The following is a 25,005-nucleotide window of genomic DNA, read 5'->3' as shown; positions in this document are numbered from 1 at the left end:
TTATTTTTTTTCTTTTATTTTAACTTCTGTTGTAGTGGTATTCATTACGATAGAATCCTCTGGAATAGATTTAGTAATCCAGGCATTTCCGCCCACAATACTGTTTTTTCCAATAATAGTCTGACCTCCCAATATAGTCGCGTTGGCATAAATACAGACATTTGCTTCTACGGTAGGGTGTCTTTTTGCATTCTTCATTTCTTTGCTCACGCTTAATGCACCCAGCGTAACACCTTGATAAATTTTTACATGTTTTTTGATTACGGTAGTTTCGCCGATAACAATTCCCGTAGCGTGATCAATAAAAAATGGAGAAGCAATATCCGCTCCGGCATGAATATCGGTTCCCGTAATTCGATGCGCGTATTCACTCATCAAACGAGAGAACAGCAATAGATCAAGTTTATACAATTCATGGCTTAATCTGTAAATTGCAATAGCATGAAAGCCAGGATAGCCAAGATAAACTTCATCAATACTATTTGATGCAGGATCATTTTCTAAGATATATTCAGCGTCCTGATTAAGTTTTTCTAAAACGCCGGGAAGTTTTTCTAAAAATCGATCCCAAATAGAACCGCATAAATTCTGTGGTTTTTTGCAGGCTAGAATGGCAATTTCTTTGAAACGAATTTCAAGTTCATCGATACTCTCATGCAATGCTGCATTAGAATCAAAAAGAGTGTAAAAAAGCTTTTCTGTAAAGTCTTCTGTTTTGGTTTTAATGCCGTAATTTATATGCGAATGGCTTTTGAGAGCCTTTATATTTTGTATGATTGAATCTTTTGTCACAATGGTAAAAATGAGTGAATAATTTTGGAACGTTAAAAGTAAGGTGTTTTTTGGAAATAAAGCCACGATTTAACTAAAGAAATTTTCTGTTGAAAATGGTATTTGTGATAAAAAAACGAATTCTAAACAGTGCTAATTTATATTATTCTTAAGAAGTTAATTGTGTAAATTAGCTTTTAAAATTTCGAAAAAAATGAAAAATAATTCAACATTTAAAAGTGCAATTTCTGGACTTTCTTTTTCAGAAAACGAGAAAGTCTGCGGTAAATCTATCCACGATCCGATTTTAGGTTTAATCAAAAAAGAATATCCAGACTTTTGTGATGAAGACTGTATTGCCGTAAATGAGTTGAATGTCTATCGCCAAAAATACATTTCGAATTATTTATCTACGGAAATTGGAACACTTTCTGCACTCGAAAAAAATGTGATTTCGTCTTTAAAAGAAGATAAATCGATTGTAAGCATTGTTGAAGACGAAGAAGAATCTCGAAACTTAGGGCAAAAAGTAGCCGATAAAGTAGCCGATTTTGGAGGAAGCTGGACTTTTATTATTTCGTTTGTTGTTTTTATAACGATTTGGATTGGCTCCAATGTTTTCGTTTTTCTAAATAAAGGTTTTGATCCGTACCCATTTATTCTGCTAAATCTAATCTTATCCTGCGTAGCTGCACTTCAGGCTCCGGTAATTATGATGAGCCAAAACCGCCAAGAAGAAAAAGATAGAAATCGAGCAAAAAAAGACTTTATGATCAATCTAAAATCGGAATTAGAAATTAGAATGATTCACGATAAAATTGATCACTTGATTATGCATCAGCAGCAAGAATTAATCGAAATTCAAAAAGTTCAGATCGAGATGATGAATGATATTTTAAATCAGATTAAAAAATAATTTTTAGCAGAAAATCAAAAATAGAAGTGTTTGAGTCCGTAGCCGATCACCATAAAAATGAGATTTAAAAATGCTGTTTTCCAAACCAATTTTTGAGGAATTTTTGTTTTGTTTTGAAAATAAAAAATTAGAAAAACAAAGAATAAAAGTGTTGTATAAATAGCTGGATACATTTTGAAAGCTTCTAAAAAGCGACCTTCAAAAAGTAAGAATAATGATCGTTGAAATCCACATCCTAAACACTCAAAACCAAAGTATTTTTTGAATAAACAAGGGATCATATATTTCTCTAAAAGCATGCAGTTTCTTTTGTACAATTTACTAAAAAAATAAGATAAACCTTTTTTAGAGGATAGAGTAGTATTTTAAAGTTTCATACTTTTGAAATCTTAAACCTTGAAATGATGAAAGCTTTAAAAATTTTAATAATGATTCTGGCGATTTCTGTTGCGCTTTACGAACAGGTTTCGGAAGAAAAAAACATATACATCATGATTATTGCAATAGTAGTTTTCATGTTCGGAATGATGCAGTTAAGTGCAAAAACACCAAGTAAAAACCAAGATAAAGAAGAATAACATGTTGGTAAAAGGAGATAAGGTTTCAGTCTTAGACGAAGCCATTAACGGATCAGTGGTTTCTGTTAAAAATAACGAAGTTTTGATAGAAAGTGAGGATGGTTTTATGATGACATTTTTTGTCAATGAATTAATTAAAATTCAAGAAACCAGTGATTTAATGAATTCTATTAAAAGAATAGATTTAGATAACGCTTCGATCGATAAAATTGAGCCAAAACCTAGAAGTTTTGTAAAAGAAAAGAAAGATAAACGTGATGTTGGAGTTCCTGAATTTGATTTACATATCGAAAAATTGGTTCCAAATAAACGTGGTATGTCCAATTATGATATTTTGACGCTTCAGACAGAAACGGCAAAAAGACATATCGAATTTGCGATTAAAAACCGTATTCCTAAAATTGTTTTTATTCATGGCGTGGGCGAAGGAATTTTAAAAGCGGAGCTTGATTTTTTATTAGGCCGTTATGATGGAATTGATTTTCAAGATGCCAATTATCAGAAATATGGTCTTGGTGCAACCGAAATTTATTTTAGACAAAACAATAAATAATGCAATTTTTTTGACCAAAAAAGGGCGATATAAAGCATAAAAAAACATCCGTTTTTCAGCTTGATTTAATTTGAAATCACAGTCGAAAAACGGATGTTTTTTTGTAAGAATTTAAAAAGGTCTTTTTTTAGAAATTCTTTTGGGAAATTTTAGCCTCCAATTCTTCCAAGGCTGAAATTTGTAGGCAGTTTAAATGTGCCCGTTCCTTTTGTCATAGTTACATTTTTCAAGACAATAGTATGTAAATATACCGATCCGACAAGAGTCGTGGTAACCTCGATAATACCGCTTTCATTAACGCCCGTTGTTTCATTTTTCGTTCCGTTTCTACCAACCCAGTCTTCTTTAATTGATGGACTCACTGGGGTAGTTTTACAGAAATAGTCTTCAGTAATAGATCCAGTATTAGGTTCTACACTTTTGTAATAAACTTTATTAACTGTAGTCTGTATTAAGCCTTGTCTTGGCTGTCCTGCTGGAGTAACTTCTTCTTTTAAAAGAGCAGTATCAATATTATCAATCATGATATAAAAAGAAGCTGCATAATTGTAAATTTGTTTATTTGTAGCAGTAGTACAATCAAAAGCAATTTCTGGATTAGTAAAAGCTAAAGTTGCCGGAATAGTTACCGATGTGCTATAAGTACCAAATGGATATGTTGGATAAGTCTGCGGTACACTATTTGGCACATCAAAAATTACATTGGTAAAAGTAATATTATGATTATAGCCAGTTATTTTTGTACTTCCATCGTCAGCTACTGTTGTGCTTGGAATTTGCTCTGTTATAATTTCAATTTTTCCACTTTTAGCAACCCATTCTTCAACAACCTTAGGAGTTATTGGGGGTATTGCACCACAGATATTGTCTGTAGTAACTGTACCGTCAAAATTTCTGTATAAGGCACGATAGGTAGTGTTGTTAATATCATAAGTATATGTTCCTGGAGTGCTTTTAAGACCATCTTTCGGGAGTTGTAATAAAAACGCTTTTTGATTATCGATTTTATATAGTAAAGTATTGTCTGTTGAAGCGCAGAGTTGTGGTTTGATTGTTTCTCCAAAATCAACACTAGCTATGGTCAAATCGCCATCATCGCATCCGTTTAATAAAAGCGAAAATATAAGAAGGCATGCATATTTTTTCATCGTAAATTTATTTGTGCCAAAAATAGTGAAAAAAATGCCAATTGATATTTAAGTTTTCACAATTGATATTTTATAACTTTGCAGTAATGAAAAAAGTATATTTAGACAACGCTTCTACAACCGCAATTCGTCCTGAAGTTATTCAGGAAATAACCAAAGTAATGACCGAAGATTTTGGTAATCCATCTTCTACACATAGTTTTGGACGTAATGGAAAAACAATATTAGAACTTTCTAGAAAAAGTATTGCGAAACATTTAAATTGTTCCGCACAGGAGATTATTTTTACTTCTGGAGGAACAGAAGCAGATAATTGGGTTTTGCGTTCGGCAATTGAAGATCTTAAAATCGAGCGAATTATTACTTCAAGAATAGAACATCATGCAGTTCTTTATACTGTAATGGCTTTGGAAGAAGAATATGGCGTGCAAGTTGATTATGTTAATGTAAATCATAACGGAAGCTTAGATTTGACTCATTTGTCTAATTTATTGGCACAAGAGAAAAAAACGCTTGTAAGTTTGATGCATGTGAATAACGAAACGGGTGCTGTTTTAGATTTAAATCGAGTAGGAGCTATTTGCAAGCAATATAATGCATTATTTCATTCTGATACCGTTCAGTCTGTTGGAAAGACAGAAATTGATCTGCAAAATACTCCTGTTGATTTTATAGCGGCTAGCGCACATAAATTTCACGGTCCAAAAGGAATCGGATTTGCTTTTATTCGAAAAAATTCTGGATTACAGCCTTTAATTTTTGGAGGTGAACAGGAAAAAGGACTTCGCGCCGGAACCGAAGCTGTACATCAAATTGCTGGAATGGCAAAAGCTTTAGCAATTTCGTACGAGAATTTAAACGAAGAAAGAAATAACATTACAGATTTAAAAAAGTATCTCATTTCTCAATTAGAACTTCATTTTCCAGGCTTTAGAATTAATGGAAAAGCATCTGATTTTTATAATATCATTAATATTATTCTGCCATTTTCCTCAGATAAAACTTCAATGCTTTTGTTTAGTCTGGATATGAAAGGAATTGCGGTTTCGAGAGGAAGCGCCTGTCAATCAGGAAGTATAAAGCCTTCTCACGTTTTAAAAGAAATGCTTTCTGAAGCAGATTTAAAGCTGCCCAATCTCCGAATTTCTTTCAGTCATTACAACACCAAAGAAGATATCGACTGGCTGATTGAGAGTCTTAAAGTTGTTTAAAGTTTCAAGTTTCAAGTTTCTCAACAGAAAGTGAAACTTGAAACAACAATAAACTATTTACGAATCACTTTTACTTGTGAATCATTAGTCAATTTAATGATTGTAGAAGATTTTCCGTTGATTTTATCTTGATTTAATTTTACGATATAATCTACGCCGTTTTTTATTTCAGTGCTGATGTCTTTAAAGCTTAAAGGCGTAGGCTGGCCAGAGATGTTTGCAGAAGTAGAAACTAGAGGTTTTTTCATTCTTTCCATCAATTTAAAGCAAAACGGTTCTTTAACCAATCGCATTCCAAGAGATTTATCTGCAGCTATGATATTTGGAGCCACATTTCGGGCATCATCCAAAATCAAAGTGGTTGGTTTTTCGGATAAATCGATAATCTGCCACGCTACTTCAGGAATGTTTTTAAAGACGTTATACATCATCTTTTCGCCATTCATTAAAACAATCATACTTTGAGTTTCTGCGCGCTGTTTTAGTTTATAGATTTTAGCTACAGCTTCAGGATTTGTAGCATCACAGCCAATTCCCCAAACCGTATCAGTCGGATATAAAATAATACCGCCCTCTTTAATAATTTCATAAGCGTTGTGTACCTCAGTATTGATGTTTTCCATACAATGTATTTTCTTTTTTTAACCTCAGATGGCAAAGATACTAATAAAATCTAAAAAAAATATTTGGTTCAAAGGCTACGGAAAGCCGTAAAAGAGGTATGTTGTAATTTTGCATTTAATAAACTGATGAAAAAATAGGCTTTATCTTTTTTATGCCTTTATTTTGCATAATAATTTGAAATTTGATTGTTTTAATATTCCGTTTGTTTATTAAATAAGTGATAGATATTAAAAGGAAGAAATGAATTTTATATAAAAACTTAATTTGCAGTAATGAAACTAATTCTTGATTCACAGGCTTTTAATTATCAAAAATATGGAGGTGTTTCCAGATATTATACAGAGATATTTTCACTACTTCAAAAGAATGAGTCAGTAGAAGTTGAAACCCCATGGTTTTTTACAAAAAACATCTATTACAAGGAGAGTTCTTTATTCAATAAAAAACAAAAACAGAAAACTTTTTGGTTAGGATTATTATCAAGCTTCGGAATCAGTATTCGAAAAAAAAGCCAAAAGCTAAATTTTTCAGAAACAAAAAAAATAGCTTCGGAGTATAATTTTGATGTATTCATTCCAACCTATTATGATCCTTATTTTTTAGATTTTATAAATGAAAAGCCTTTCGTATTAACAGTTTATGATATGATTCATGAGCTTTTACCACAATATTTTTCTGATGGAGAAAAAGTTAAAGCCAATAAATTATTATTGATTGAAAAAGCCACAAGGATAATTGCGGTCTCTCAAAATACAAAAAAAGATATTTTGAAACTTTACCCTCATATTGATGCTTCTAAAATAGATGTTATTTATCACGGAACATCAATTAAAACGACTGAAAATAAAAGTATAGATCTTCCTGCCCATTATATTTTATATGTAGGTTCTAGAGCAAATTACAAAAACTTCAATTTTTTGCTGGAATCTGCTAAAGAGCTTTTGAAAAAAGATCCAAATTTGTACTTAGTGTGTGCCGGTGGCGGCGGATTTACTAAAGAAGAAAAAGAACTTTTAAAAAGTTTAGAATTAGAAAATCAGATTATTCAAAAAGATTTTGAAGAAAGTGAATTAGGACAGTTTTACAAAAAAGCAAAATGTTTTGTATTTCCGTCTCTTTATGAAGGTTTCGGAATACCTGTTTTAGAATCGATGGCCAGCGGTTGTCCTGTAGTTTTGGGTAATCATAGTTCGTTTCCTGAAGTAGCTGAAAATGCAGGAGTTTATTTTAAAATGGATGATAAGGAAGATCTGAAAAGAAAAATAGAAGAGCTTTTAGAAAATGACACTTTACGAAATGAATTTATTGTAAAAGGCTTCGAACAAGTAAAGAAATTTACTTGGCAAAATGCTGCAGAGCAATGTTTGGATGTTTATAAAAAAGCGGCCTCAAAAAAATAATTTTTTAGAAATGAACAATTACAAGACAAAATCACCCATTTTATTTTTAATCTTTAATCGTCCTGATGTAACGAAGCATGTTTTTGAAGAAATAAAGAAAAGCCGTCCATCAAAATTATATGTTGCGGCAGATGGACCAAGAAAGAATAAAGACAATGAAGCAGCACTTTGTAATGAAACTCGAGATATTATTAAAAAAATAGATTGGGACTGCGAAGTTAAAACACTATTTAGAGATCAAAATCTTGGTTGTAAATATGCGGTTTCGTCTGCTATTGATTGGTTTTTTGAAAATGAAGAAGAAGGAATTATTCTAGAAGATGATTGTCTGCCTGCTTCTGATTTTTTTGTTTTCTGCGATACTATGTTAGAAAAATATCGTTATGATACTAGAATTAGGCATATCGGAGGTACGAATCTGCAAATGGGACAAAAACGAGGAAATGAGAGTTATTATTTTTCTAATTTAAGCCACGTCTGGGGATGGGCTTCTTGGAGAAGAGCTTGGAAAGATTATGATGTAGAGCTTTTTAAATATAAAGATGAAGATGTAGAAGAAGCTTTTAAAAATATATTCAGCAATACGATTGTTGTACAATGCTGGAGAAAAATTTTCTATGAATTACGGGATAACAAAATTGATACTTGGGATTACCAATGGTCTATTACAAATTTCTTTAATAATAGTTTGTCGATTATTCCAAATTCAAATTTAATAAGTAATATTGGTTTTGGGGCAAATGCTACACATACCAACGATGTAAACGATATTTTTTCAAATCTTAAAACAGAAAGACTATTAGAAATATCACATCCATTAGCTGTTTTACCTAATAAAACTGCTGATTTTTTTACTTTAAACAGAGAGTTTAAGGTCAAAAAAAGAAAAAGAAAAAATATGTGGAGAAAGCTCAAATTCTGGAAAAAATACAATAAATAAAAATTTATGACTAAGATATCTGTTATAACTATAAATTTTAATGACAAAAAAGGATTAAGCAAAACGCTCGAAAGTGTTACTAATCAATCATACCGTGATTTTGAATTTATTGTAATTGATGGCGGAAGCACTGACGGAAGTAAGGAGTTAATAGAACAATATCACGATAAAATTAATTATTGGGTCAGCGAAAAAGATACAGGTGTCTTTAATGCAATGAATAAAGGAATAAAACGTTCTTCTGGTGAGTTCCTAATTTTTATGAACGGAGGAGATTGTTTTTATGATAATTCTGTATTAGAAAACATCGCTTCTGATCTGACACCAGAATTTGATATTTATTATGGTGATAATTATAAAGATAATAATGGATCTAAAAGACTAAAAACCTATCCAGAGAAATTGAGTTTTTCTTTTTTTTATACTAGTTCTATTAATCATCAATCGACATTTATAAGAAGATCTCTTTTTGATACTATCTTCTATTATGATGAAAACTATAAAATTGCTTCTGATTGGGAATTTTTTATATATGCGATCTGTTATAAAAATGTTTCCTATAAATATCTTAGAAAAACAATTGCGGTTTATGACTTTACAGGAATTTCGTCGAATCCTAAATTCAGATCAATATATGAGGAAGAAAAAAGACTTAGTTTTGCAAAGTATTTTCCAGCATTTATAGACGATTATCAGTTTGTTGATGTAATAAATTCCAAGCGTTTTTTACAATTTGAGCATATCAAAAAGTTTAAAATTTCTTGGAAATTATTAAAGGCCTTTATTAATTTATTATTACTATTTTTACCTAAAATTAGAACAAAATAATTTTAGGTTATTCACTAAAAATACATGAAAAAAATCCACGTAGGTTTTTTGTTTTCTCATGATTATGAGAAATTAAAATTATCCATTCCGCCCGTTTATGCAGGTGCTGATAGAATTTTCATAGCTATTGATGAAAATTTTACTACTTGGTCTGGAAATAAGTTTGAAGTGGATTTGACTTTTTTTGACTGGTTAAAGGAATTTGATACAGAAAACAAAATTGAAATTTACAGGGATAATTTCTACATTCCAACGCTTACAGAAATAGAAAATGATACTCGTGAGCGCCATTTACTTTCGTTAAAAATGGGAATAGGCAATTGGCTTATTCAAGTGGACAGTGATGAATATTTTCTAGACTTCGAAAAATTTATTTCAGACTTAAGAAAATACGATGATTTTCTTGATAATCCCGAAAAAAATAAAATACAGATTGCCGCTTTCTGGATTATTTTGTACAAATACACAGAAAAAGGAATTTTGTATGTAGATATGCCTATGAAGGCAATATTTGCAACCAATTATCCTGATTATAATCTTGCGAGAAGAACCAGCTCACGTGTAATTTATACCAATAATATTGTACTTCACGAATCTTTATCAAGAAGCGAAGAGGAACTGCGTTTTAAACTAGAAAATTGGGGACATAAACGACAAGTTAATGCTGAGTTTATTGACAAATGGCTGAAAGTAAACGAGACGAATTACAAACAGTTACGAGATTTTTATTATATCGAACCGGAGAGATGGAAAAAGTTAAACTATTTTCCGAGTACAGATATAAAACAAATCAAAGAATTTGTAATAAATTCTAAGGTTTTGAGAATCTCAAAGGCTTATTTAAACTCAAAAAACTTTGGACAATGGTTTAAGTTTTTATTTAAATAAGATTAAAACAAAATATCGTTATAAACTTTTAAATATGCTGCAGCTGCAATTTTCCAATCGAAAGTTGCAGCTCTTTGTTTTATAAGCATTTCATTTTCGAATTTATTACTTTCATGATTGTGAAGTCCTTCAAAAACCACATCTTTCATGTATTCCGGATCAAAATGAGTCCAGTAATTTGCTGCATCGCCGCCAATTTCAGGAAGTGAAGTTTTGTCTGATAAAAATACAGGTTTACCAAAGCTCATTGCTTCTATTGGAGGCAAACCAAATCCTTCGCGAATAGAAGGAAAAAGAAAAGCAGTACAATTTTTCATGTAAAATTGTTTCGCTTTATCACTCACTCTGCCAGTTAAAAAAACCTGATTTTTAAGACCATTGTCTTCAATTAATTTTTTTATAACAGCACCATATGTTTTGGTATCATTACCAGAAATAATTAGATTATAGTCTTTTATATGCTTCATCATATTTACGATGGCAGCAAAGTTTTTTCTTTCGATAAAATCTCCAATCGTATAAAAGAAAGGTTTGTCAAGCGGAATATTCGTAGTGAAATCTGAAGTGTCTAAAACAGTAGATATTGGGTTTCCGTTGTGTATAATATATTCAGGAATTTTTGGAACATCAAAATAATCATGTGTTTGCTTTTTCGCAAATTCAGAAATATAAGTGATCGCTGTTGCTCTTTTTAATTTCTCAATAAACAGTTGATTTCTTTTGTGATTCATATCTTTTGATATTTCCTCGACAAAATTTACATCATGAATTGTTAATAGATAATTGGTAGTTTTTCTAGGTTCTAACTTGGAGTTTTGATTTACAGAATGCCATAAATCAAACTTGTTAAAAGATCTAAAGATTTTATATCTATTTATTGTCCAGTATTTATGATAAATAAATTTATCTCCAAATTCACTTTTAAGTAAATCGGGATCACCAGAATTAAGATGAAGTTCTAAATTTTCAAAAGAAAGTTGTTCTAACCCTTTAATAAGTTCATAATTAAACGTTCCTAAACCAGTAGCTCTATTATTAATATTATGGGTTTCTAAAAAAACAGTTTTCTTTTGTGGCATTCCAGGGGGATTTTTTTACGAAAATACAATAATAATTTGAAGTGTTAAATCGTATACGTATTTTTGTTCTTTATAAAAACGTTAATAATGAATTTTAAAGTAAATCCAGTTTTTCAAAACAGTATTGAATCGATTCTTGATAAGATAAAATCCTTTAATTCCTCAGGAGAACTTTTTGGTAACGGAGATCGAAATAAAATCAAATTGTTTGATTTGAACGGGCAGACAATTAACATCAAATCATTCAAAATCCCTAATATTATTAATAAAGTAGCGTATCGTTACTTTAGAAAATCAAAAGCCAGACGTTCGTTTGAGTACGCAACCATTTTGCTTGAAAAAAATATTGGTACACCTGAACCAATTGCTTTTTTAGAAAACTTTAATTTAATTGGATTAAAAGACAGTTATTATGTCAGCGAACATTTAGCTGCCGATTTGACTTATAGAGAATTGGTTGAAATTCCAGATTATCAAGATCACGAAAATATTCTTAGACAATTTACCAAATTTACTTTTGAACTTCACGAACAAGGAGTAGAATTCTTAGATCATTCACCAGGAAACACATTGATTAAGAAAACAGAAAATAATCAATATGATTTCTTTTTGGTTGATTTAAACCGAATGAATTTTCATGAAAATATGAGTTTTGAGCAACGTATGAATAATTTCAGCCGATTGACACCACAAAAAGAGATGGTAGCAGTTATGAGTAATGAATACGCTAAGTTTTATACTGAAAAATCAGAAACTGTAATTTTTGATAAAATGTGGCAGGCAACAGCAGATTTTCAAGCAGAGTTTGCAAGAAAGAAACGACTTAAAAAGAAATTGAAATTCTGGAAATCTTAATTTCCTTTTCTAATTTGTTTGAGTTTTTGAAAGCGAACAGCCACACTTAAAGCATTCAGATAACAAATAATAATTCCTTTTCTTCCGTCTAAAAATCCCAAGCGAAAAAAATACTGATGTACAAACTTATATGTCGGTCGAATGTAAAAGTGAAAGAAATTTGGTTTGGTATTTTTAATTAGTTCTTCCTGCGCTTTTAATTCTCCATAAAACACCATTTTTTGTTTATAATCTTCAAAATTAGAATACGAATGATGAATTAATTTGTTTTTTAGCGTTCTTGTTTCTCCTTTTATAATAAGCTTTTCGTGAACAATTTTTTCTTTGTTATAAACAGCATTATTTTTTTTAAACAGCCTTATAATTTTGTCAGTCTGCCACCCGCTATAGCGCAAATTTTTGTTTTCGAACATAAAATTGCGTCTCATAAAAAAGGCTGAAATGTTGTTTTTTTGACTAATAACAACTTTAATTTCATTTTTAAGTTCGGGAGTTAATCTTTCATCAGCATCAATAAAAAGAATCCACGGATGTACGGCGAGACTTAACGCATAATTTCGCTGGAATGCAAAATTATCAAAAGTTCGCTGTACGACTTTGACATTTTCAAATTGGGATGCAATTTCAAAAGTTTTATCAGTGCTAAAAGAATCGACTACAATAATTTCATCAGCGAAAGCGAGATCATTAAGAACCGTTTCAATATTTTTTTCCTCGTTAAAGGTGATTACTAAAGCCGATAAAAGTTGTTTCTCAGGCAAAATCATTTTTTTAGCTCAGATTTTGATTAAGAAATGATTCGATTTGATCTTTAAAAAAATCTGGCTGGAACTTTTGATATAAGGGCAAAGATTCTTTTTTAAGCATTTTTTCGGTTTTATTTTCGAAAAGTGCTGGACGATAATCTTTTAAATGAACAGAAAGATGATGAACTCCGTCTTCAAAAGTAGCCCAGATTTTCTTTTCAATCCAAGGCGAAAAAATTATAAACGAAGGCTTGTTTAATGCTTTTGCCATATTTATTGCGCCGCCATCATTACCAATTATAAGATCGCACTGATTGACCAATCCAATAAAAGAGCGCAGATCGCCACCCAAAAGATCAAAGTAAATTTTCTCTTGTGTAGAAGCTTTACAGTTATTAAAAACCGTTTTAGCATCTTCTATCTGTTTCGGAAAATAGTTAAAAAGTATATTTACGTCTGCTGTATCAGCAATATAATCAACTACTTTAGACATGAATTCTAAAGGATACGTTTTAAGTTTTTCGCTTCCCAAAAGACTTATCATGACCGTTTTTCGATCTTTACGAACGTTGAACTTTTCAAACAAAGCTTTTGCGTCCAGGTTTTCTTTTTCTGAAACAAATAAGTGAGGAACAGGATCTATTTCGATTTCCAAATTTAAAGGCTCTAACAAAGAAAGTCTTCTTTCAATGGCCAATCCTAAATTGGTTTTGGGAAAAGGTTCAAAAGGGACAGAATCGGTGTAAATAAAATTTCTACCAGTTTTTTGATATGAAATTTTTCTCTCAGCATTACTGAAAAAAGAAATAATCCAGCTTTCTAATTTTGAATACGCATCTATTAATACATCGTATTTCTCATTTCGAATCTGTAAAACAAGTTTTGCAAGCTCGATTTTACTCTTTCGATGTTTTTCTTCAAAAAGAATAATATTATCGATACTCGAATTTCCTTCTAAAACTGGAGTTGTAGAAGCATAAACCAAATAGTCTATTTGTGCATCAGGATAAGCGGTGCGCAGGTTGTTGCATATAATGCTGCTGACCAAGACGTCCCCAATCATTTTTTGCTGAATTACAAGTATCTTCATCTATAAGGTGGTATTTTACAAAGAGTATGCAAATTGAAGCAAAAAAAAACTAAAATCCAATCATTTAATGAAATGATAATTAAGTCTGGATCAAAGCAAGAATTACGGGCAGTTTAAAAGCTTATAATAGAAAATTTTCAAAATAATATTTATTTTTTTAGGTTCTGATTCAAAAAAAACAAAAGCTGCTCTTTAAATAATTCTGGATTAAGAGCTTGATAAAGAGAAAGAAAATCGTGCTTAATTTCTTTACTTGATTTTAGATTAAATAATTCGGGTTTATAATCTTTTAGATGTACGGCAATATTTGTTAAGCCATTTTCAAAAACCGCCCAGTCATTTTTTCGAACGTGCGGGGAAAAAATGGTAAATGATGGTTTATCTAGTGCTTTTGCGATATTTACTGCGCCGCCGTCATTTCCAATAATTACGTCGCATTTATTCATAATAGCAATAAAGGATCTGAGATCATGACCAAGAAGATCAAAAGCTATTTTCGTCTTTGTAGTTTCAGAACATAAATCAAAAATCGTTCTGGCTTCTTTAATCTGATTAGGGAAATAATTAAAAAGTATTTTTACATCTCTTTCAGCAGCAACAAATTCAATAACTTTTGCCATATATTCTAACGGATATGTTTTTGCTTTTTCGCTTCCCAAAAGACTAATCATTATGATTTTGTTTTCATCCGACAAATTATGTTTTTTGAATAATGAAGAAGCATAATTATTTTCCGCAGAACTAACATATAATTTAGGCTTGCAATCTGTTTTATTAAAGCTTTTTAGTATGGGTTTTAAGAGCAGTAAGCGATTGTCTATGGCATGACCATTCTCTGTTGTTTCGTTATCCTGATGTCTTTTTAAGTTATGATTATAAAATAAAGAAGAGTACCATTTGTGATATGAAATCTTGTAATAGGCGCCAGAAAAAATCGAAATAAGATTTGTTTCTAGTTTTCCGTAAACATCAATCAAAATAGTGTATTTGCGTGATCTGATTTTAAAGATAAATTTTAAGAAATCAAGAGTTGATTTTTTTATTTCTGGTGTCAGCGTAATCACAGAATCAATATTTGGATTTCCTGCCAGCACATCAATACAATCCGCATAACACATAAAATCTATTGTTGCGTCAGGATAATTTTGCTTTAAAGTATTGCAGAGAATTGTGCTGGTTAATACATCACCAATTCTTTTTTGTTGAATAATTAAGATTTTCATTTTTAGGTTTAGATTTTAGTTAGTGAAATGAAGATTATCAATCCATATCGCGATACAGCAGCCAAAGAATCAAATAACGTTTTAAAATAGAAAACGCATTTATGCTTGCTAGAATACAGCCTTCTTTGCCATCTATAAAACCTAGTTTTATAAAGTATTGATTAACAAAGACAAAAAATGGCTTGAAAAGAAAATGATAGAAATTGGGTTTAATCTTTTTATTAAATAAAACCTGTGCCTCCGTTTTACGAAGAAAACCTAAGTTTGTATTGTACTCATCGAAGCTGTTATAAGCATAAGAGTCAATTCTATTTTTTAGAACTATTGAAGTTTTTGATGTATCATCTTGATCACAAAGGCTGGAGTTATTAGAATCGTTGTATCTTTCTTTATTGAAAATCAAAAGCTTTTTTTTAGTATAGATATCCCCATATTTTATTTTTTTTCCAAAAAAGAAAAGTGTCTCTTTTGTATAAAATTGTGTACGATTATTTGCAGAAGAAATCTTGTCTAAAATTTCATCAGTAAGCAGGTTAGAAAATTGATAAGTACAATCTGTCAGCAATATCCAGTCATTTTTGGCTTTAAATACAGCCAGTTTTTCCTGTGCAATTTTTGCGTTGTTTTCAAGTTTCAATACAAATGCACCGTTTTTTGCAGCAATGTCAACAGAGCGATCTGTACTGTTTTGGTCAATTACAATAATTTCATCAGCAAATGATAATTGTTTGAGATGGTTTTCTATGTTTTTTTCTTGATTGTGGCAAAATGTTAAAACACTAATTTTTTGTTTTGATTTGTCTGAATTCATTTATTTTTGCTGTTTTGTAAAAATAGTACTATAATTTATCACTTTCAGAACAATGCGAAGTCTGCCTATTTTAATGTATCATAATGTCTGCAACACAGAAATGGAAAGTAATAAATGGACCATTTCGGTTAAAAAATTAGAGCAGCAGTTTCAGTTTTTGAAAGATAATAATTATCAAACTTTTCATTTTTCTGAATTGGATTTGATGAAAAAAATACCCAAAAAAAGTATAGTTTTGACTTTTGATGATGTGACCGAAAATCAGTTTATTCATGTTGTTCCTTTGTTAGAAAAATTCAATTTGAAAGCAAGTTTTTTTATTCCTTTTTTCTATGTAGGAAAAACTGATCTTTGGAATAATACTCCTGTAGATTTGCAGCAAAAAATAATGTCTATCGACCAACTAAAACTTTTGAATGCTGAAAAGATTGAGTTAGGTTATCATTCTTATGCACATAAAAAATACGAATCCTTAAACGCAAGTGAAATTGAAAATGACTTTGCCAAATGCGAAGAAGTCATTAAACAAAGTAACCTGAAAATTTATCCTGTCTTAGCATATCCTTTTGGGAATTATCCTAAAAATGATTCTCAGAAAAATGATTTTAAAAGAATATTAAGTCATAATAAAATAAAATTTGGTTTAAGAATAGGCAATCGTCGTAACACTTTTCCGTTTAAAAACCGTTTTGAAATAAAAAGAATAGAAATTGAAGGAAAAGACAGTTTAATGGTTTTTAGACTTAAAATAAAATTAGGAAAGCTTAAATTATTTTAAGTTTTTTTCGATTAGAATCATTTTCGCATATCGAGAGAATACGCCATATGCATCTATTGACGCCGCGGCAAAACCGGGAACGCCATCCAGATAGACTCTCTTTATGATGTAGGTGTGAAAAAAACGATAAAAAGGCTTGAAGAAAAGTAAAAACAAACTTGCTTTTTTGCCTTTTTCAAAAGACATTTTGGCCTGAAACCAAGAGTATTTGTCTTTTTTACTTATAAAATGAAATAGACCTTTGTACGTGTAATGAATCATGTGATTTTTTAATACACCAGGCTTCGATTTAGTGATCATTTTTTCATGCACTTCATTTTCAAAAACAACATCATTATTTTTAACTAAGCGAATAACTTTATCCGTGTAATGAAATAAAAAGCGATTCATAAAGAAATGCGGGAACCATATTTTATAAGAATCCAATTTGCTTTCTTTAATCGTGTTTAGGATTTCGTCTTGAAGTTTTTTCGAAACTCTTTCGTCTGCATCTAAGAATAGAATCCAATCGCCAGCAGCATTTTTGACGGCATGATTTCTTTGATTGCAAAAATTATCGAATTTTCTAAATTGAATTTGTGCGCCTAATTTGTTTGCAATTTCAACTGTGGCGTCAGTACTGTAGGAATCTAGAATAATAATTTGATCTGCAAAAGAAACTGATTTTATCGCATCCTCGATATAATCTTCTTCGTTGTATGTGAGTATTATGACGGAAAGCTTTGGATTTTCCTTTGACATTTTTTTTGATTTTAAAACGGCCAAAGATTAAGGTTTGAGAAATGATAAATACCTCGTAAAAGACTAATTTATATTAGAATAAGACAGGTGTGAGGTAATTAAAATCCAAAAGCAAAAATAGGGGATAAAAAAAATCCAAATTCCAATACTGGTATTGAAACTTGGATTTAATAAAATTGAAAATTTCTACAACTAGAAAATATTATACAGCAACATCGTATTCACGAAGAGCATTATTTAATGAAGTTTTTAAATCTGTAGAAGGTTTACGAGTTCCAATGATTAAAGCACAAGGAACTTGGTATTCTCCTGCAGCAAATTTCTTAGTGTAGCTTCCTGGGATTACTACAGAACGAGCTGGAACAAAACCTTTCATTTCAACAGGTTCGTCGCCTGTAACATCAATAATTTTTGTAGAAGCAGTCAAACATACGTTAGCCCCAAGAACAGCTTCTTTACCAACGTGAACACCTTCAACAACAATACAACGAGATCCGATAAAAGCACCGTCTTCGATAATTACTGGAGAAGCTTGAAGAGGCTCTAAAACACCACCAATTCCAACACCACCGCTTAAGTGTACATTTTTACCAATTTGAGCACAGCTTCCAACAGTTGCCCAAGTATCTACCATTGTACCTTCATCAACATAAGCACCAATGTTTACATAACTTGGCATTAAAATAACACCGCTAGAAATGTAAGCTCCATAACGAGCAACAGCGTTTGGTACTACACGAATTCCTTTTTCAGCATAACCTCTTTTAAGAAGCATTTTATCGTGATATTCAAAAATACCAGATTCCCATGTTTCCATTTTTTGAATTGGAAAATACATTACTACAGCTTTCTTAACCCATTCGTTTACTTGCCATTTGTCTCCAACTGGTTCGGCAGTACGAAGTTTTCCTGCGTCAACCAATTCGATTACTTCTCTAATAGCATCTGTAGTAGTTGATTCTTGTAATAAAGCTCTGTTTTCCCAAGCTTGTTCGATTATAGTCTGTAACGAATTCATATGTTTAAATTTTTGGCAAAGATAAGGTATTTGTAGAAATGCTGAAAAATCAAAACCACTTGAAAATGTTACATATTTAACTTTTTGTTTCTTATTTGTAAAATCAAAGAAAGTTTAGATATAATTAATAACATAATTAACTCTAGAAGTTTTTTTTATGTCAAAATATGACAAAAATCAGATTTTGTGCTTTTTCTTCTCTCTAATTTCGCAGTGTAAAAATTAGAAAACCATACAAAATAACCTTTAAGCAGTAAAAAAATGGATCAAGAAAATCAGCTTCAGAAAAGAGTCATAATTGACAAAGAAGTAACTTGGGATAAAACACAAGTTATTATGAGTAAAACCAATTCTTTTGGTATTATCGAATACGCAAACGAAGTTTTTGTAGACGTATGCGGCTACGAAGATTATGAATTAATGGGACAGCCTCACAATATTATACGACATCCAGACATGCCGAAAGTTATTTTCAAGGTGTTGTGGGAGAATCTTAAAAACGGAAAAAACTTTCATGCCATTGTTAAGAATCTTGCAAAATCAGGAAGATACTATTGGGTAATTACTGATTTTGATATTGCAAGAGACGAAAATGATGTTATTGTAAATTATTTTGCAAGAAGGCAATCTGTACCGCAAGAAGTTATTGCAATGCATATTGAACCGCTTTATAAAAAATTACTACAGATTGAAGCGGCAAGCGGAGTAGAATTCAGCGAAAAGTATTTAATAGGTTTTCTAGAAGAGAAAAAAAGAAGCTATGTTGAATATATTAAGGAATTGATTTTTGAGCATGAAAAATCACAATCAAAATTTGCAAATTATGTAGCGACAGAGGATGAAGAAGAGGAGCACAGAGGTTTTTTCGGAAGGTTATTCGGCCGATAATTAAAGTGTATTTTTTTAGGTTTAAATATTTGGATATGAATCGATCCGTTTTGAATTTTCAAAGCGGATCTTTTTTTATGACTTGTTAAAACTTTAAAAACTGAAATAGAAATAGTTGATCTTTGTGTTTAAATTTACAGAATTATAGAAACGATAAAACACCATGAAACTCTGTAGAGTTTTAAAATTCAATCTTATCTTTGTAGAAAAATAAAAATGCCAAGAATCCTCTCTATAGATTACGGACAAAAACGTACGGGAATTGCCGTTACTGACGAAATGCAGATTATAGCTTCGGGACTTACTACAATCCCGACTCATACTTTAACAGATTTTCTTAAAGATTACTTCGCAAAAGAAAAAGTAGAAGCTGTTTTAATTGGAGAACCTAAACAAATGAATGGAGATCCATCTGAAAGCGCTTCAATTATTAATGGTTTTGTTAAACACTTTTCGAATATATTTCCAGAGATGAAAGTCATTCGTGTAGACGAACGTTTTACTTCAAAAATGGCTTTTCAGACTATGCTCGACAGCGGACTGAATAAAAAGCAACGTCAAAATAAAGGTTTGATAGACGAAATTTCGGCGACAATTATGCTTCAAGATTATCTTTCTTCAAAAAAATAATGCAGTTTGCCGTAATTATTGCTTATAATTTAATGGTTTTTAGAAAATCCTAACTTTTATCATTCAAAAATTAGTTTTTTTTTGCAATTAAAAAAGTACCTTTGCATTTTAAATTAAAATACTGTTATGCCTGACGAAACCATACGTTCAAATAGTGATGTAGTACTCATTGGCGCTGGAATAATGAGTGCCACTCTTGGGGTAATTTTGAAAGAATTACAACCAGATATAAAAATTGAAATTTACGAAAGACTAGATGTTGCCGCTGCAGAAAGCTCTGATGCTTGGAATAATGCAGGGACAGGGCACTCTGCATTTTGCGAATTAAATTACACTCCCGAAAAGGCAGACGGCAGTATAGATCCTAAAAAAGCAATAAGTATTGCTGAATCTTTTGAGGTTTCACGCCAGTTTTGGTCTTACTTAGTACAGCAGAATAAAGTACCTTCTCCTGAGAATTTTATTAAAAGCGTTCCTCACATGAGTTTTGTTTGGGGAGATAAAAACGTTGAATATTTAAGAAAAAGGTTTGAAGCACTTCAAAGCAATCCTATTTTTTCTGAAATGACTTTCAGCACCGATTTTGAACAGCTTCAAAAATGGATGCCATTGGTTATGGAAGGTCGTAATGCTGATGAAAATTTAGCGGCTACGCATATGGAAATTGGTACCGATGTAAATTTTGGTGCTTTAACCAGAAGTATGTTTAATTATCTTGAAAAACTTGAAGGCGTTACTTTATATTTTAATCACGAAGTCAAAAAACTGAGACAGCGTGAAGATAAATCGTGGAGAATAAAAATCAAAGATTTATCGACAGGAACTACTCGTAAAGCTTACACTAAATTTGTATTTATTGGTGCTGGCGGCGGTTCTTTGCCTTTGTTAGAAAAAGCAAACGTTCCAGAAGGAAATGGTTATGGCGGTTTCCCAGTAAGCGGACAATGGCTGAAATGTACCAATCCAGAAGTAATTGCAAAACACCAAGCAAAGGTTTACGGAAAAGCAAGCGTTGGAGCGCCTCCAATGTCTGTTCCTCATATTGATACTCGTGTAATTGATGGCGAAAAAGCATTACTTTTTGGGCCATTTGCAGGGTTTTCAACTCGTTTCTTAAAAAACGGATCGTATTTAGATTTGCCTTTGTCTATTAAATCAAACAACTTGATTCCGATGCTGGCTGCTGGATATCACAATATTCCGTTGACAAAATATTTGATAGAACAAGTGCGTCAATCGCCAAAAGATAGAATGAAAGCTTTACGCGAATATTTGCCTACAGCTCGTTCTAAAGATTGGAAATTAGAAAAAGCTGGACAACGTGTTCAAGTAATCAAAAAAGATGAAAAAGAAGGCGGTGTTTTAGAATTCGGAACTGAAGTAATTAATACACATGACGGAACTCTTGCCGTTTTATTAGGAGCTTCTCCGGGCGCTTCTACAGCTGTGGCAATTATGGTGGATTTAATAAGCAGATGTTTTACAAATCAAATTAGAACTCCGGAGTGGGAGGCTAAGTTGAAAAATATGATTCCGTCTTACGGGCAGACTTTAAACGATAAGCCAGAGTTCTTAGCAGAATTAAGAAAACATACAGCAGAAGTTTTAAAAATAAAATAAAACTTCTTCATTAGAATAAAAAACAAATCCAGATGAATTAATCTGGATTTGTTGCTTTTAGATCGGTTGTGTTTTTTAGGATTTTTTCGGCAAGATTACTCATCCAGATTAATTGTTCTATAACCATTGATGCTTCCTGCATTTTCGCTTGACGCGTTTCTTTGTCCAATTCATCGTCTTCAGCAAGACGTGTAAAGTTTTTACGTTTTAATTCTTCAAACTGTAAAGTCACATCTTCTTTATCAAAAAAAGTATCTTCTAGAATAACTTCATTTCGTAAAATTGAAATCGAATGATCAAGATTCGATAAAATGGTTTTAATAATATAATTAAATGATTCTGATGCAGAAGTAGTTTGATGCGATTGAATATAAGTTGAAAGCGATGCCAAAGCAGACAGTAACGAATGATTTAAAACAACAAGTTTATTAACCAAAGGCATCGTTTTTTGTTTAGATTTTGGTTCCTGCATCATTCTCTGAAAAGAAGTCATTAAGTTTCCAATTTCAACAAAGGCATTTTTTCTGGCTAATCGATATGCAGTTGGAACTTCTCCTTTTTTATTATAAAAATCAGCAATTTCCTTAAGATAATTTCGATTAGCGCGAATCGAATTTTCTATGTGAATCGGCGTGTTTATAAACTCCCAGGCAGGCCATAAAAATTGATTGGCAATAAAAGCCAAAGTCGCGCCGGTAAGTGTATCCAAAATTCTAAACTGAATAACTTCGTTGATATTTGGCGTTAGAATTCCGTAAATAAATACGACATACATGGTTACAAACGTTGCGCTTATTTTGTAATTAATTTGTGTAAATGAAATCCCTAGCAGCATACATATAATTGAGAAAATACTCAATGCAACATGATTTTGAATAACCAATACAATTCCAAAAGCGAGAACTCCTCCAAAAATAGTTCCCAGCATACGATTATAAGACCGTTCTTTCGTTAAACCATAACCAGGACGCATAATTACAACGATGGTTAACAAAATCCAATAGACGTTTTGTAATTTGAGAATTTCACCCAAAAATAGTCCGACTAAAATAGTAATTGTTAATCGGAGTGAGTGTCTAAATATAGAAGAAGAATAGCTTAAATTTTCAGTTAATGTGCGTAAAGGGTAATATTGAGGCGTCAGGAATTTTTCGAGTTCCTTGTCTTTGTCTTTTAATTTATAAGACTGCATTGCAAGAGAAAAAGCACGTTGTATAATTTTGATTTTACCAACTTGATTTTTAGCATATTTCAGCATATTGGTTAACATCAAAACACCTTCGGCAGCTTCTTCTTTACCAAGTGTTTTTTCGTAATCAAAAATGGCAAATTCAAGAGCATCAAGCTCGTTTTTTAAATCATGCTTATCAACATATACACTAATATTATGTACATTTTTTGAAAGCTTTTTTAAAGTCGAAGCCAGTTTGTAGGCCACATTTTGATAGGTTCTTAAAACCTCTGGATGCTTGGCGAATTTTTCATGAAGTTTACTATGATCAAAAGAAGTATAAAGAGCAAGTTCTTGAATTTCCACTAAAGTTATAAAAACAAGAAGCATTTTTCGGTTTTGACTGGTGGTTCCAGAAGTATTCTGGTTTCCGATCAGCATCTTGCGTAGATCTTCGTGAATTAAATTTAAATCAACCTGAACGGCCAATTGTTTTTCTATGATTGCTTGACGATTCGCTTCCGGGCTCCATAAATCGCCTCTTAATTTTAAGTATTTAGCGGTAAGCTTAATTCCTTCTGCAATTTGTAATTCTACATATTTATACGGCTGTACAAAATGAAAAACAAGAGAGACGATTAAATATAATATTCCTCCAATAAAAATAAATCCAGAATATTGAAAAGCTTCGAATCCTTCGTGCAAATGCCCAAATGAAAGTGAAATTGATAATAAAGCAGAAAATGAAATTAATGTTGCACGTTGTCCGTAGACCGAAATCATCGAACACAGAAATAATAAAAAACCTAGAAAAGGATAAAAGAGTATCGGATAAGGATAAGCAAGATTGACCAAAAGATTAACGCCAGAAACGATAAAAGAAGCGGCAATAAGGCCTTTTACTTTATGAATTAACGAACTCGGAATATCGCTGGGATACGTATAAAATGCCCCAAGTGCAATGGTAAAACCGATTTCGAAATGACCTAGAAAATTTAAAATTAAAACAGGAACAACAGAAGCAATAGTTACTTTAGAGGCATTTAGAAAAGAAGTGCTGTTTGTAAATTTTGAAATGCGATCAATCATACAGAGAGGTTTGCTAACAAAGGTAAGAATTGTACGAGTGATTTTGGCATAATTATCGCTGAGATTTTTAACAGCTTGGAAAAAATATGATATAAAATGGCTTTAGAATTATTCATTGACTATTTTTTACTATTTTTGCCAGCTGAAATATCAGAACTTTAATTCTGTTTTTGCAGGACATAAAATATAAATAAAAACAAATGATTTTACCAATTGTAGGATACGGTGATCCTGTTTTAAGAAAAGTAGGAGAAGCAATTACGCCAGAATATCCAAACCTAAAAGAAACGATCGCAAATATGTACGAGACTATGTATAATGCGTACGGAGTTGGACTTGCTGCACCGCAGGTAGGTCTGCCGATTCGTTTGTTTGTTATTGATACAACTCCTTTTAGTGATGACGATGATCTTCCATCAGAAGAACAAAAAGATTTAAAAGGATTTAAAAAGACTTTTATCAATGCTAAAATCGTTAAAGAAGAGGGTGAGGAGTGGAGTTTTAATGAAGGCTGTTTGAGTATTCCAGACGTTCGCGAAGATGTTTACAGAAAGCCAACGGTTACGATAGAATACTGCGAAGAAGATTTTGTAATGAAAACGGAGGTTTTTGACGGTTTAATTGCGAGAGTTATTCAACACGAATACGATCATATCGAAGGAGTTCTTTTTACGGATAAAATATCTTCTCTTAAAAAACGTTTAATTCAAAAGAAATTGAAAAATATCACTGAAGGGAAAACGTTTCAGGAATATAGAATGAAATTTTTTGGTGCCAAAAAAGGGAGATAAGATTTCTAAATAAATTTAGAAACAATAAAATAAATCAAATTCTTAATACTAATTTTAATAAAAATGAATTTAACGAAAATTTTAGCCATTTCAGGTAAACCAGGTTTATATGAGTTAAAAGTTCAAACTCGTACAGGTTTTGTGGCAGAGTCATTAATTGATGGAAAGAAAATTACTGTAAATTTAAAAAGTAACGTAAGCTTATTATCTGAAATTTCTATTTACACTTACGAAGGAGAAAAACCATTGACTGAAGTAATGCAGCAAATTGGCGTTAAAGAAAACAAAGGACAAGCAATTTCTCATAAAGAAGATAACGCTACTTTAACGGCTTATTTTAAAGAAATTCTGCCAAATTACGATGAAGAAAGAGTTTATCCTTCAGATATTAAAAAAGTATTAAACTGGTATAACACACTTCAAGCAAAAGGTTTAGTTACAGATTTAGCTCCTGATGTTGAAGAAACTAAAGAAGAAGCTCCAGTTGCTGAAGAAAAGCCTAAAAAAGCACCAGCAGCTAAAAAAGCAAAAGCTAAAAAAGAAGAATAGTATAACATTCTTTAAAATATAATAATCCTGTTAAGATATTCTTGACAGGATTTTTTAATTTTACACTTC

Annotated in this window: 27 protein-coding genes; 15 read left to right on the top strand and 12 right to left on the bottom strand. The window is 31.4% G+C overall.

Features of this window, described 5'->3' with window-relative positions; all coding sequences use genetic code 11:
- Nucleotides 1-792, bottom strand: coding sequence for a serine O-acetyltransferase EpsC (gene epsC, locus ACFSC2_RS24730; RefSeq protein ID WP_379813783.1), 792 nt, complete (start codon nt 790-792; stop codon nt 1-3).
- A gap of 193 nt (nt 793-985) precedes the next feature.
- Between epsC and ACFSC2_RS24725 the strand changes: the two genes are divergently transcribed.
- Entirely contained in the window at nt 986-1,687 is a 702-nt protein-coding gene (locus ACFSC2_RS24725; RefSeq protein WP_379813782.1) for a DUF1003 domain-containing protein, read from the top strand.
- 14 nt (nt 1,688-1,701) lie between these two features.
- Here the strand turns inward: ACFSC2_RS24725 and ACFSC2_RS24720 are convergent, their stop codons facing one another.
- Nucleotides 1,702-1,968: a DUF2752 domain-containing protein gene (locus ACFSC2_RS24720; RefSeq protein ID WP_379814304.1), complete on the bottom strand. Its 267-nt coding sequence runs from the start codon at nt 1,966-1,968 to the stop codon at nt 1,702-1,704.
- Nucleotides 1,969-2,091: 123 nt separating this feature from the next.
- Between ACFSC2_RS24720 and ACFSC2_RS24715 the strand changes: the two genes are divergently transcribed.
- Nucleotides 2,092-2,265, top strand: coding sequence for a hypothetical protein (locus ACFSC2_RS24715; RefSeq protein ID WP_379813780.1), 174 nt, complete (start codon nt 2,092-2,094; stop codon nt 2,263-2,265).
- Between the two features lies 1 nt (nt 2,266).
- A complete protein-coding gene (locus ACFSC2_RS24710; protein WP_379813779.1) occupies nt 2,267-2,818 on the top strand; it encodes a Smr/MutS family protein in 552 nt (183 codons plus the stop codon).
- A gap of 149 nt (nt 2,819-2,967) precedes the next feature.
- Here ACFSC2_RS24710 and ACFSC2_RS24705 read toward each other — a convergent pair whose 3' ends face one another.
- Entirely contained in the window at nt 2,968-3,966 is a 999-nt protein-coding gene (locus tag ACFSC2_RS24705) for a hypothetical protein (RefSeq protein ID WP_379813778.1), read from the bottom strand.
- A gap of 86 nt (nt 3,967-4,052) precedes the next feature.
- On the opposite strand from ACFSC2_RS24705, the gene ACFSC2_RS24700 reads away from it, so the two are divergent.
- Nucleotides 4,053-5,177 carry a cysteine desulfurase family protein gene (locus tag ACFSC2_RS24700; RefSeq protein ID WP_379813777.1) on the top strand — a complete coding sequence of 375 codons (1,125 nt, stop codon included), beginning with the start codon at nt 4,053-4,055 and terminating at the stop codon, nt 5,175-5,177.
- A 53-nt stretch (nt 5,178-5,230) separates the two neighbouring features.
- On the opposite strand, the gene ACFSC2_RS24695 is transcribed toward ACFSC2_RS24700, so the two are convergent.
- Nucleotides 5,231-5,800, bottom strand: a complete 570-nt coding sequence (locus ACFSC2_RS24695; protein ID WP_379813776.1) for an L-threonylcarbamoyladenylate synthase — start codon at nt 5,798-5,800, stop codon at nt 5,231-5,233.
- Nucleotides 5,801-6,073: 273 nt separating this feature from the next.
- Here ACFSC2_RS24695 and ACFSC2_RS24690 point away from each other — a divergent pair, with 273 nt between their 5' ends.
- Genes ACFSC2_RS24690 through ACFSC2_RS24675 form a run of 4 tightly spaced genes read left to right on the top strand, consistent with a single transcriptional unit; the run spans nt 6,074 to nt 9,857 of the window.
- Complete coding sequence (locus ACFSC2_RS24690) at nt 6,074-7,201, top strand: glycosyltransferase family 4 protein (protein ID WP_379813775.1); 1,128 nt, start codon at nt 6,074-6,076, stop codon at nt 7,199-7,201.
- A 10-nt stretch (nt 7,202-7,211) separates the two neighbouring features.
- Nucleotides 7,212-8,141, top strand: a complete 930-nt coding sequence (locus tag ACFSC2_RS24685; RefSeq protein WP_379813774.1) for a nucleotide-diphospho-sugar transferase — start codon at nt 7,212-7,214, stop codon at nt 8,139-8,141.
- 6 nt (nt 8,142-8,147) lie between these two features.
- Nucleotides 8,148-8,969 (top strand): glycosyltransferase family 2 protein, encoded by an 822-nt coding sequence (locus ACFSC2_RS24680; RefSeq protein ID WP_379813772.1) that lies wholly within the window; start codon nt 8,148-8,150, stop codon nt 8,967-8,969.
- Between the two features lie 24 nt (nt 8,970-8,993).
- On the top strand, nt 8,994-9,857 hold the full coding sequence (locus ACFSC2_RS24675; RefSeq protein ID WP_379813771.1) for a hypothetical protein: 864 nt from the start codon (nt 8,994-8,996) through the stop codon (nt 9,855-9,857).
- A 2-nt stretch (nt 9,858-9,859) separates the two neighbouring features.
- Here ACFSC2_RS24675 and ACFSC2_RS24670 read toward each other — a convergent pair whose 3' ends face one another.
- Nucleotides 9,860-10,936, bottom strand: coding sequence for a glycosyltransferase family 4 protein (locus tag ACFSC2_RS24670; protein ID WP_379813770.1), 1,077 nt, complete (start codon nt 10,934-10,936; stop codon nt 9,860-9,862).
- A gap of 87 nt (nt 10,937-11,023) precedes the next feature.
- Between ACFSC2_RS24670 and ACFSC2_RS24665 the strand changes: the two genes are divergently transcribed.
- Complete coding sequence (locus ACFSC2_RS24665) at nt 11,024-11,791, top strand: Kdo domain containing protein (protein WP_379813769.1); 768 nt, start codon at nt 11,024-11,026, stop codon at nt 11,789-11,791.
- On the opposite strand, the gene ACFSC2_RS24660 is transcribed toward ACFSC2_RS24665, so the two are convergent.
- The 4 genes from ACFSC2_RS24660 to ACFSC2_RS24645 all read right to left on the bottom strand — a co-directional run bounded on the left by ACFSC2_RS24660 (nt 11,788) and on the right by ACFSC2_RS24645 (nt 15,661).
- On the bottom strand, nt 11,788-12,558 hold the full coding sequence (locus ACFSC2_RS24660) for a glycosyltransferase family 2 protein (RefSeq protein WP_379813768.1): 771 nt from the start codon (nt 12,556-12,558) through the stop codon (nt 11,788-11,790). The two genes, ACFSC2_RS24665 and ACFSC2_RS24660, sit on opposite strands and share 4 nt — an antisense overlap.
- Nucleotides 12,559-12,562: 4 nt before the next feature.
- A complete protein-coding gene (locus ACFSC2_RS24655) occupies nt 12,563-13,627 on the bottom strand; it encodes a glycosyltransferase family 9 protein (protein ID WP_379813767.1) in 1,065 nt (354 codons plus the stop codon).
- A gap of 149 nt (nt 13,628-13,776) precedes the next feature.
- Entirely contained in the window at nt 13,777-14,850 is a 1,074-nt protein-coding gene (locus ACFSC2_RS24650) for a glycosyltransferase family 9 protein (RefSeq protein ID WP_379813766.1), read from the bottom strand.
- Between the two features lie 37 nt (nt 14,851-14,887).
- A complete protein-coding gene (locus ACFSC2_RS24645; RefSeq protein ID WP_379813765.1) occupies nt 14,888-15,661 on the bottom strand; it encodes a glycosyltransferase in 774 nt (257 codons plus the stop codon).
- 100 nt (nt 15,662-15,761) lie between these two features.
- Here ACFSC2_RS24645 and ACFSC2_RS24640 point away from each other — a divergent pair, with 100 nt between their 5' ends.
- Complete coding sequence (locus tag ACFSC2_RS24640) at nt 15,762-16,439, top strand: polysaccharide deacetylase family protein (RefSeq protein WP_379813764.1); 678 nt, start codon at nt 15,762-15,764, stop codon at nt 16,437-16,439.
- Here the strand turns inward: ACFSC2_RS24640 and ACFSC2_RS24635 are convergent.
- Complete coding sequence (locus ACFSC2_RS24635) at nt 16,431-17,180, bottom strand: glycosyltransferase family 2 protein (protein ID WP_379813762.1); 750 nt, start codon at nt 17,178-17,180, stop codon at nt 16,431-16,433. The two genes, ACFSC2_RS24640 and ACFSC2_RS24635, sit on opposite strands and share 9 nt — an antisense overlap.
- A gap of 202 nt (nt 17,181-17,382) precedes the next feature.
- Entirely contained in the window at nt 17,383-18,198 is an 816-nt protein-coding gene (locus ACFSC2_RS24630; RefSeq protein ID WP_379813761.1) for a 2,3,4,5-tetrahydropyridine-2,6-dicarboxylate N-succinyltransferase, read from the bottom strand.
- A 261-nt stretch (nt 18,199-18,459) separates the two neighbouring features.
- On the opposite strand from ACFSC2_RS24630, the gene ACFSC2_RS24625 reads away from it, so the two are divergent.
- The 3 genes from ACFSC2_RS24625 to ACFSC2_RS24615 all read left to right on the top strand — a co-directional run bounded on the left by ACFSC2_RS24625 (nt 18,460) and on the right by ACFSC2_RS24615 (nt 21,336).
- Entirely contained in the window at nt 18,460-19,086 is a 627-nt protein-coding gene (locus ACFSC2_RS24625) for a PAS domain-containing protein (RefSeq protein WP_379813760.1), read from the top strand.
- Nucleotides 19,087-19,302: 216 nt separating this feature from the next.
- Nucleotides 19,303-19,716, top strand: coding sequence for a Holliday junction resolvase RuvX (ruvX, locus tag ACFSC2_RS24620; RefSeq protein WP_379813759.1), 414 nt, complete (start codon nt 19,303-19,305; stop codon nt 19,714-19,716).
- A gap of 126 nt (nt 19,717-19,842) precedes the next feature.
- On the top strand, nt 19,843-21,336 hold the full coding sequence (locus tag ACFSC2_RS24615; RefSeq protein ID WP_379813758.1) for a malate:quinone oxidoreductase: 1,494 nt from the start codon (nt 19,843-19,845) through the stop codon (nt 21,334-21,336).
- A 37-nt stretch (nt 21,337-21,373) separates the two neighbouring features.
- Here the strand turns inward: ACFSC2_RS24615 and ACFSC2_RS24610 are convergent, their stop codons facing one another.
- A complete protein-coding gene (locus ACFSC2_RS24610) occupies nt 21,374-23,596 on the bottom strand; it encodes an FUSC family protein (RefSeq protein ID WP_379813757.1) in 2,223 nt (740 codons plus the stop codon).
- A gap of 200 nt (nt 23,597-23,796) precedes the next feature.
- On the opposite strand from ACFSC2_RS24610, the gene def reads away from it, so the two are divergent.
- Entirely contained in the window at nt 23,797-24,387 is a 591-nt protein-coding gene (gene def / locus ACFSC2_RS24605) for a peptide deformylase (protein WP_379813756.1), read from the top strand.
- Nucleotides 24,388-24,450: 63 nt separating this feature from the next.
- Complete coding sequence (locus tag ACFSC2_RS24600; protein ID WP_379813755.1) at nt 24,451-24,936, top strand: DUF5606 family protein; 486 nt, start codon at nt 24,451-24,453, stop codon at nt 24,934-24,936.
- Nucleotides 24,937-25,005: the final 69 nt, after the last annotated feature.

It is taken from the genome of Flavobacterium artemisiae, from assembly GCF_042678225.1.
Classification (GTDB): domain Bacteria; phylum Bacteroidota; class Bacteroidia; order Flavobacteriales; family Flavobacteriaceae; genus Flavobacterium; species Flavobacterium artemisiae.
The sequence above is the reverse complement of the archived record's forward strand: the minus strand, read 5'-3'. Positions and strand labels throughout refer to the sequence as shown.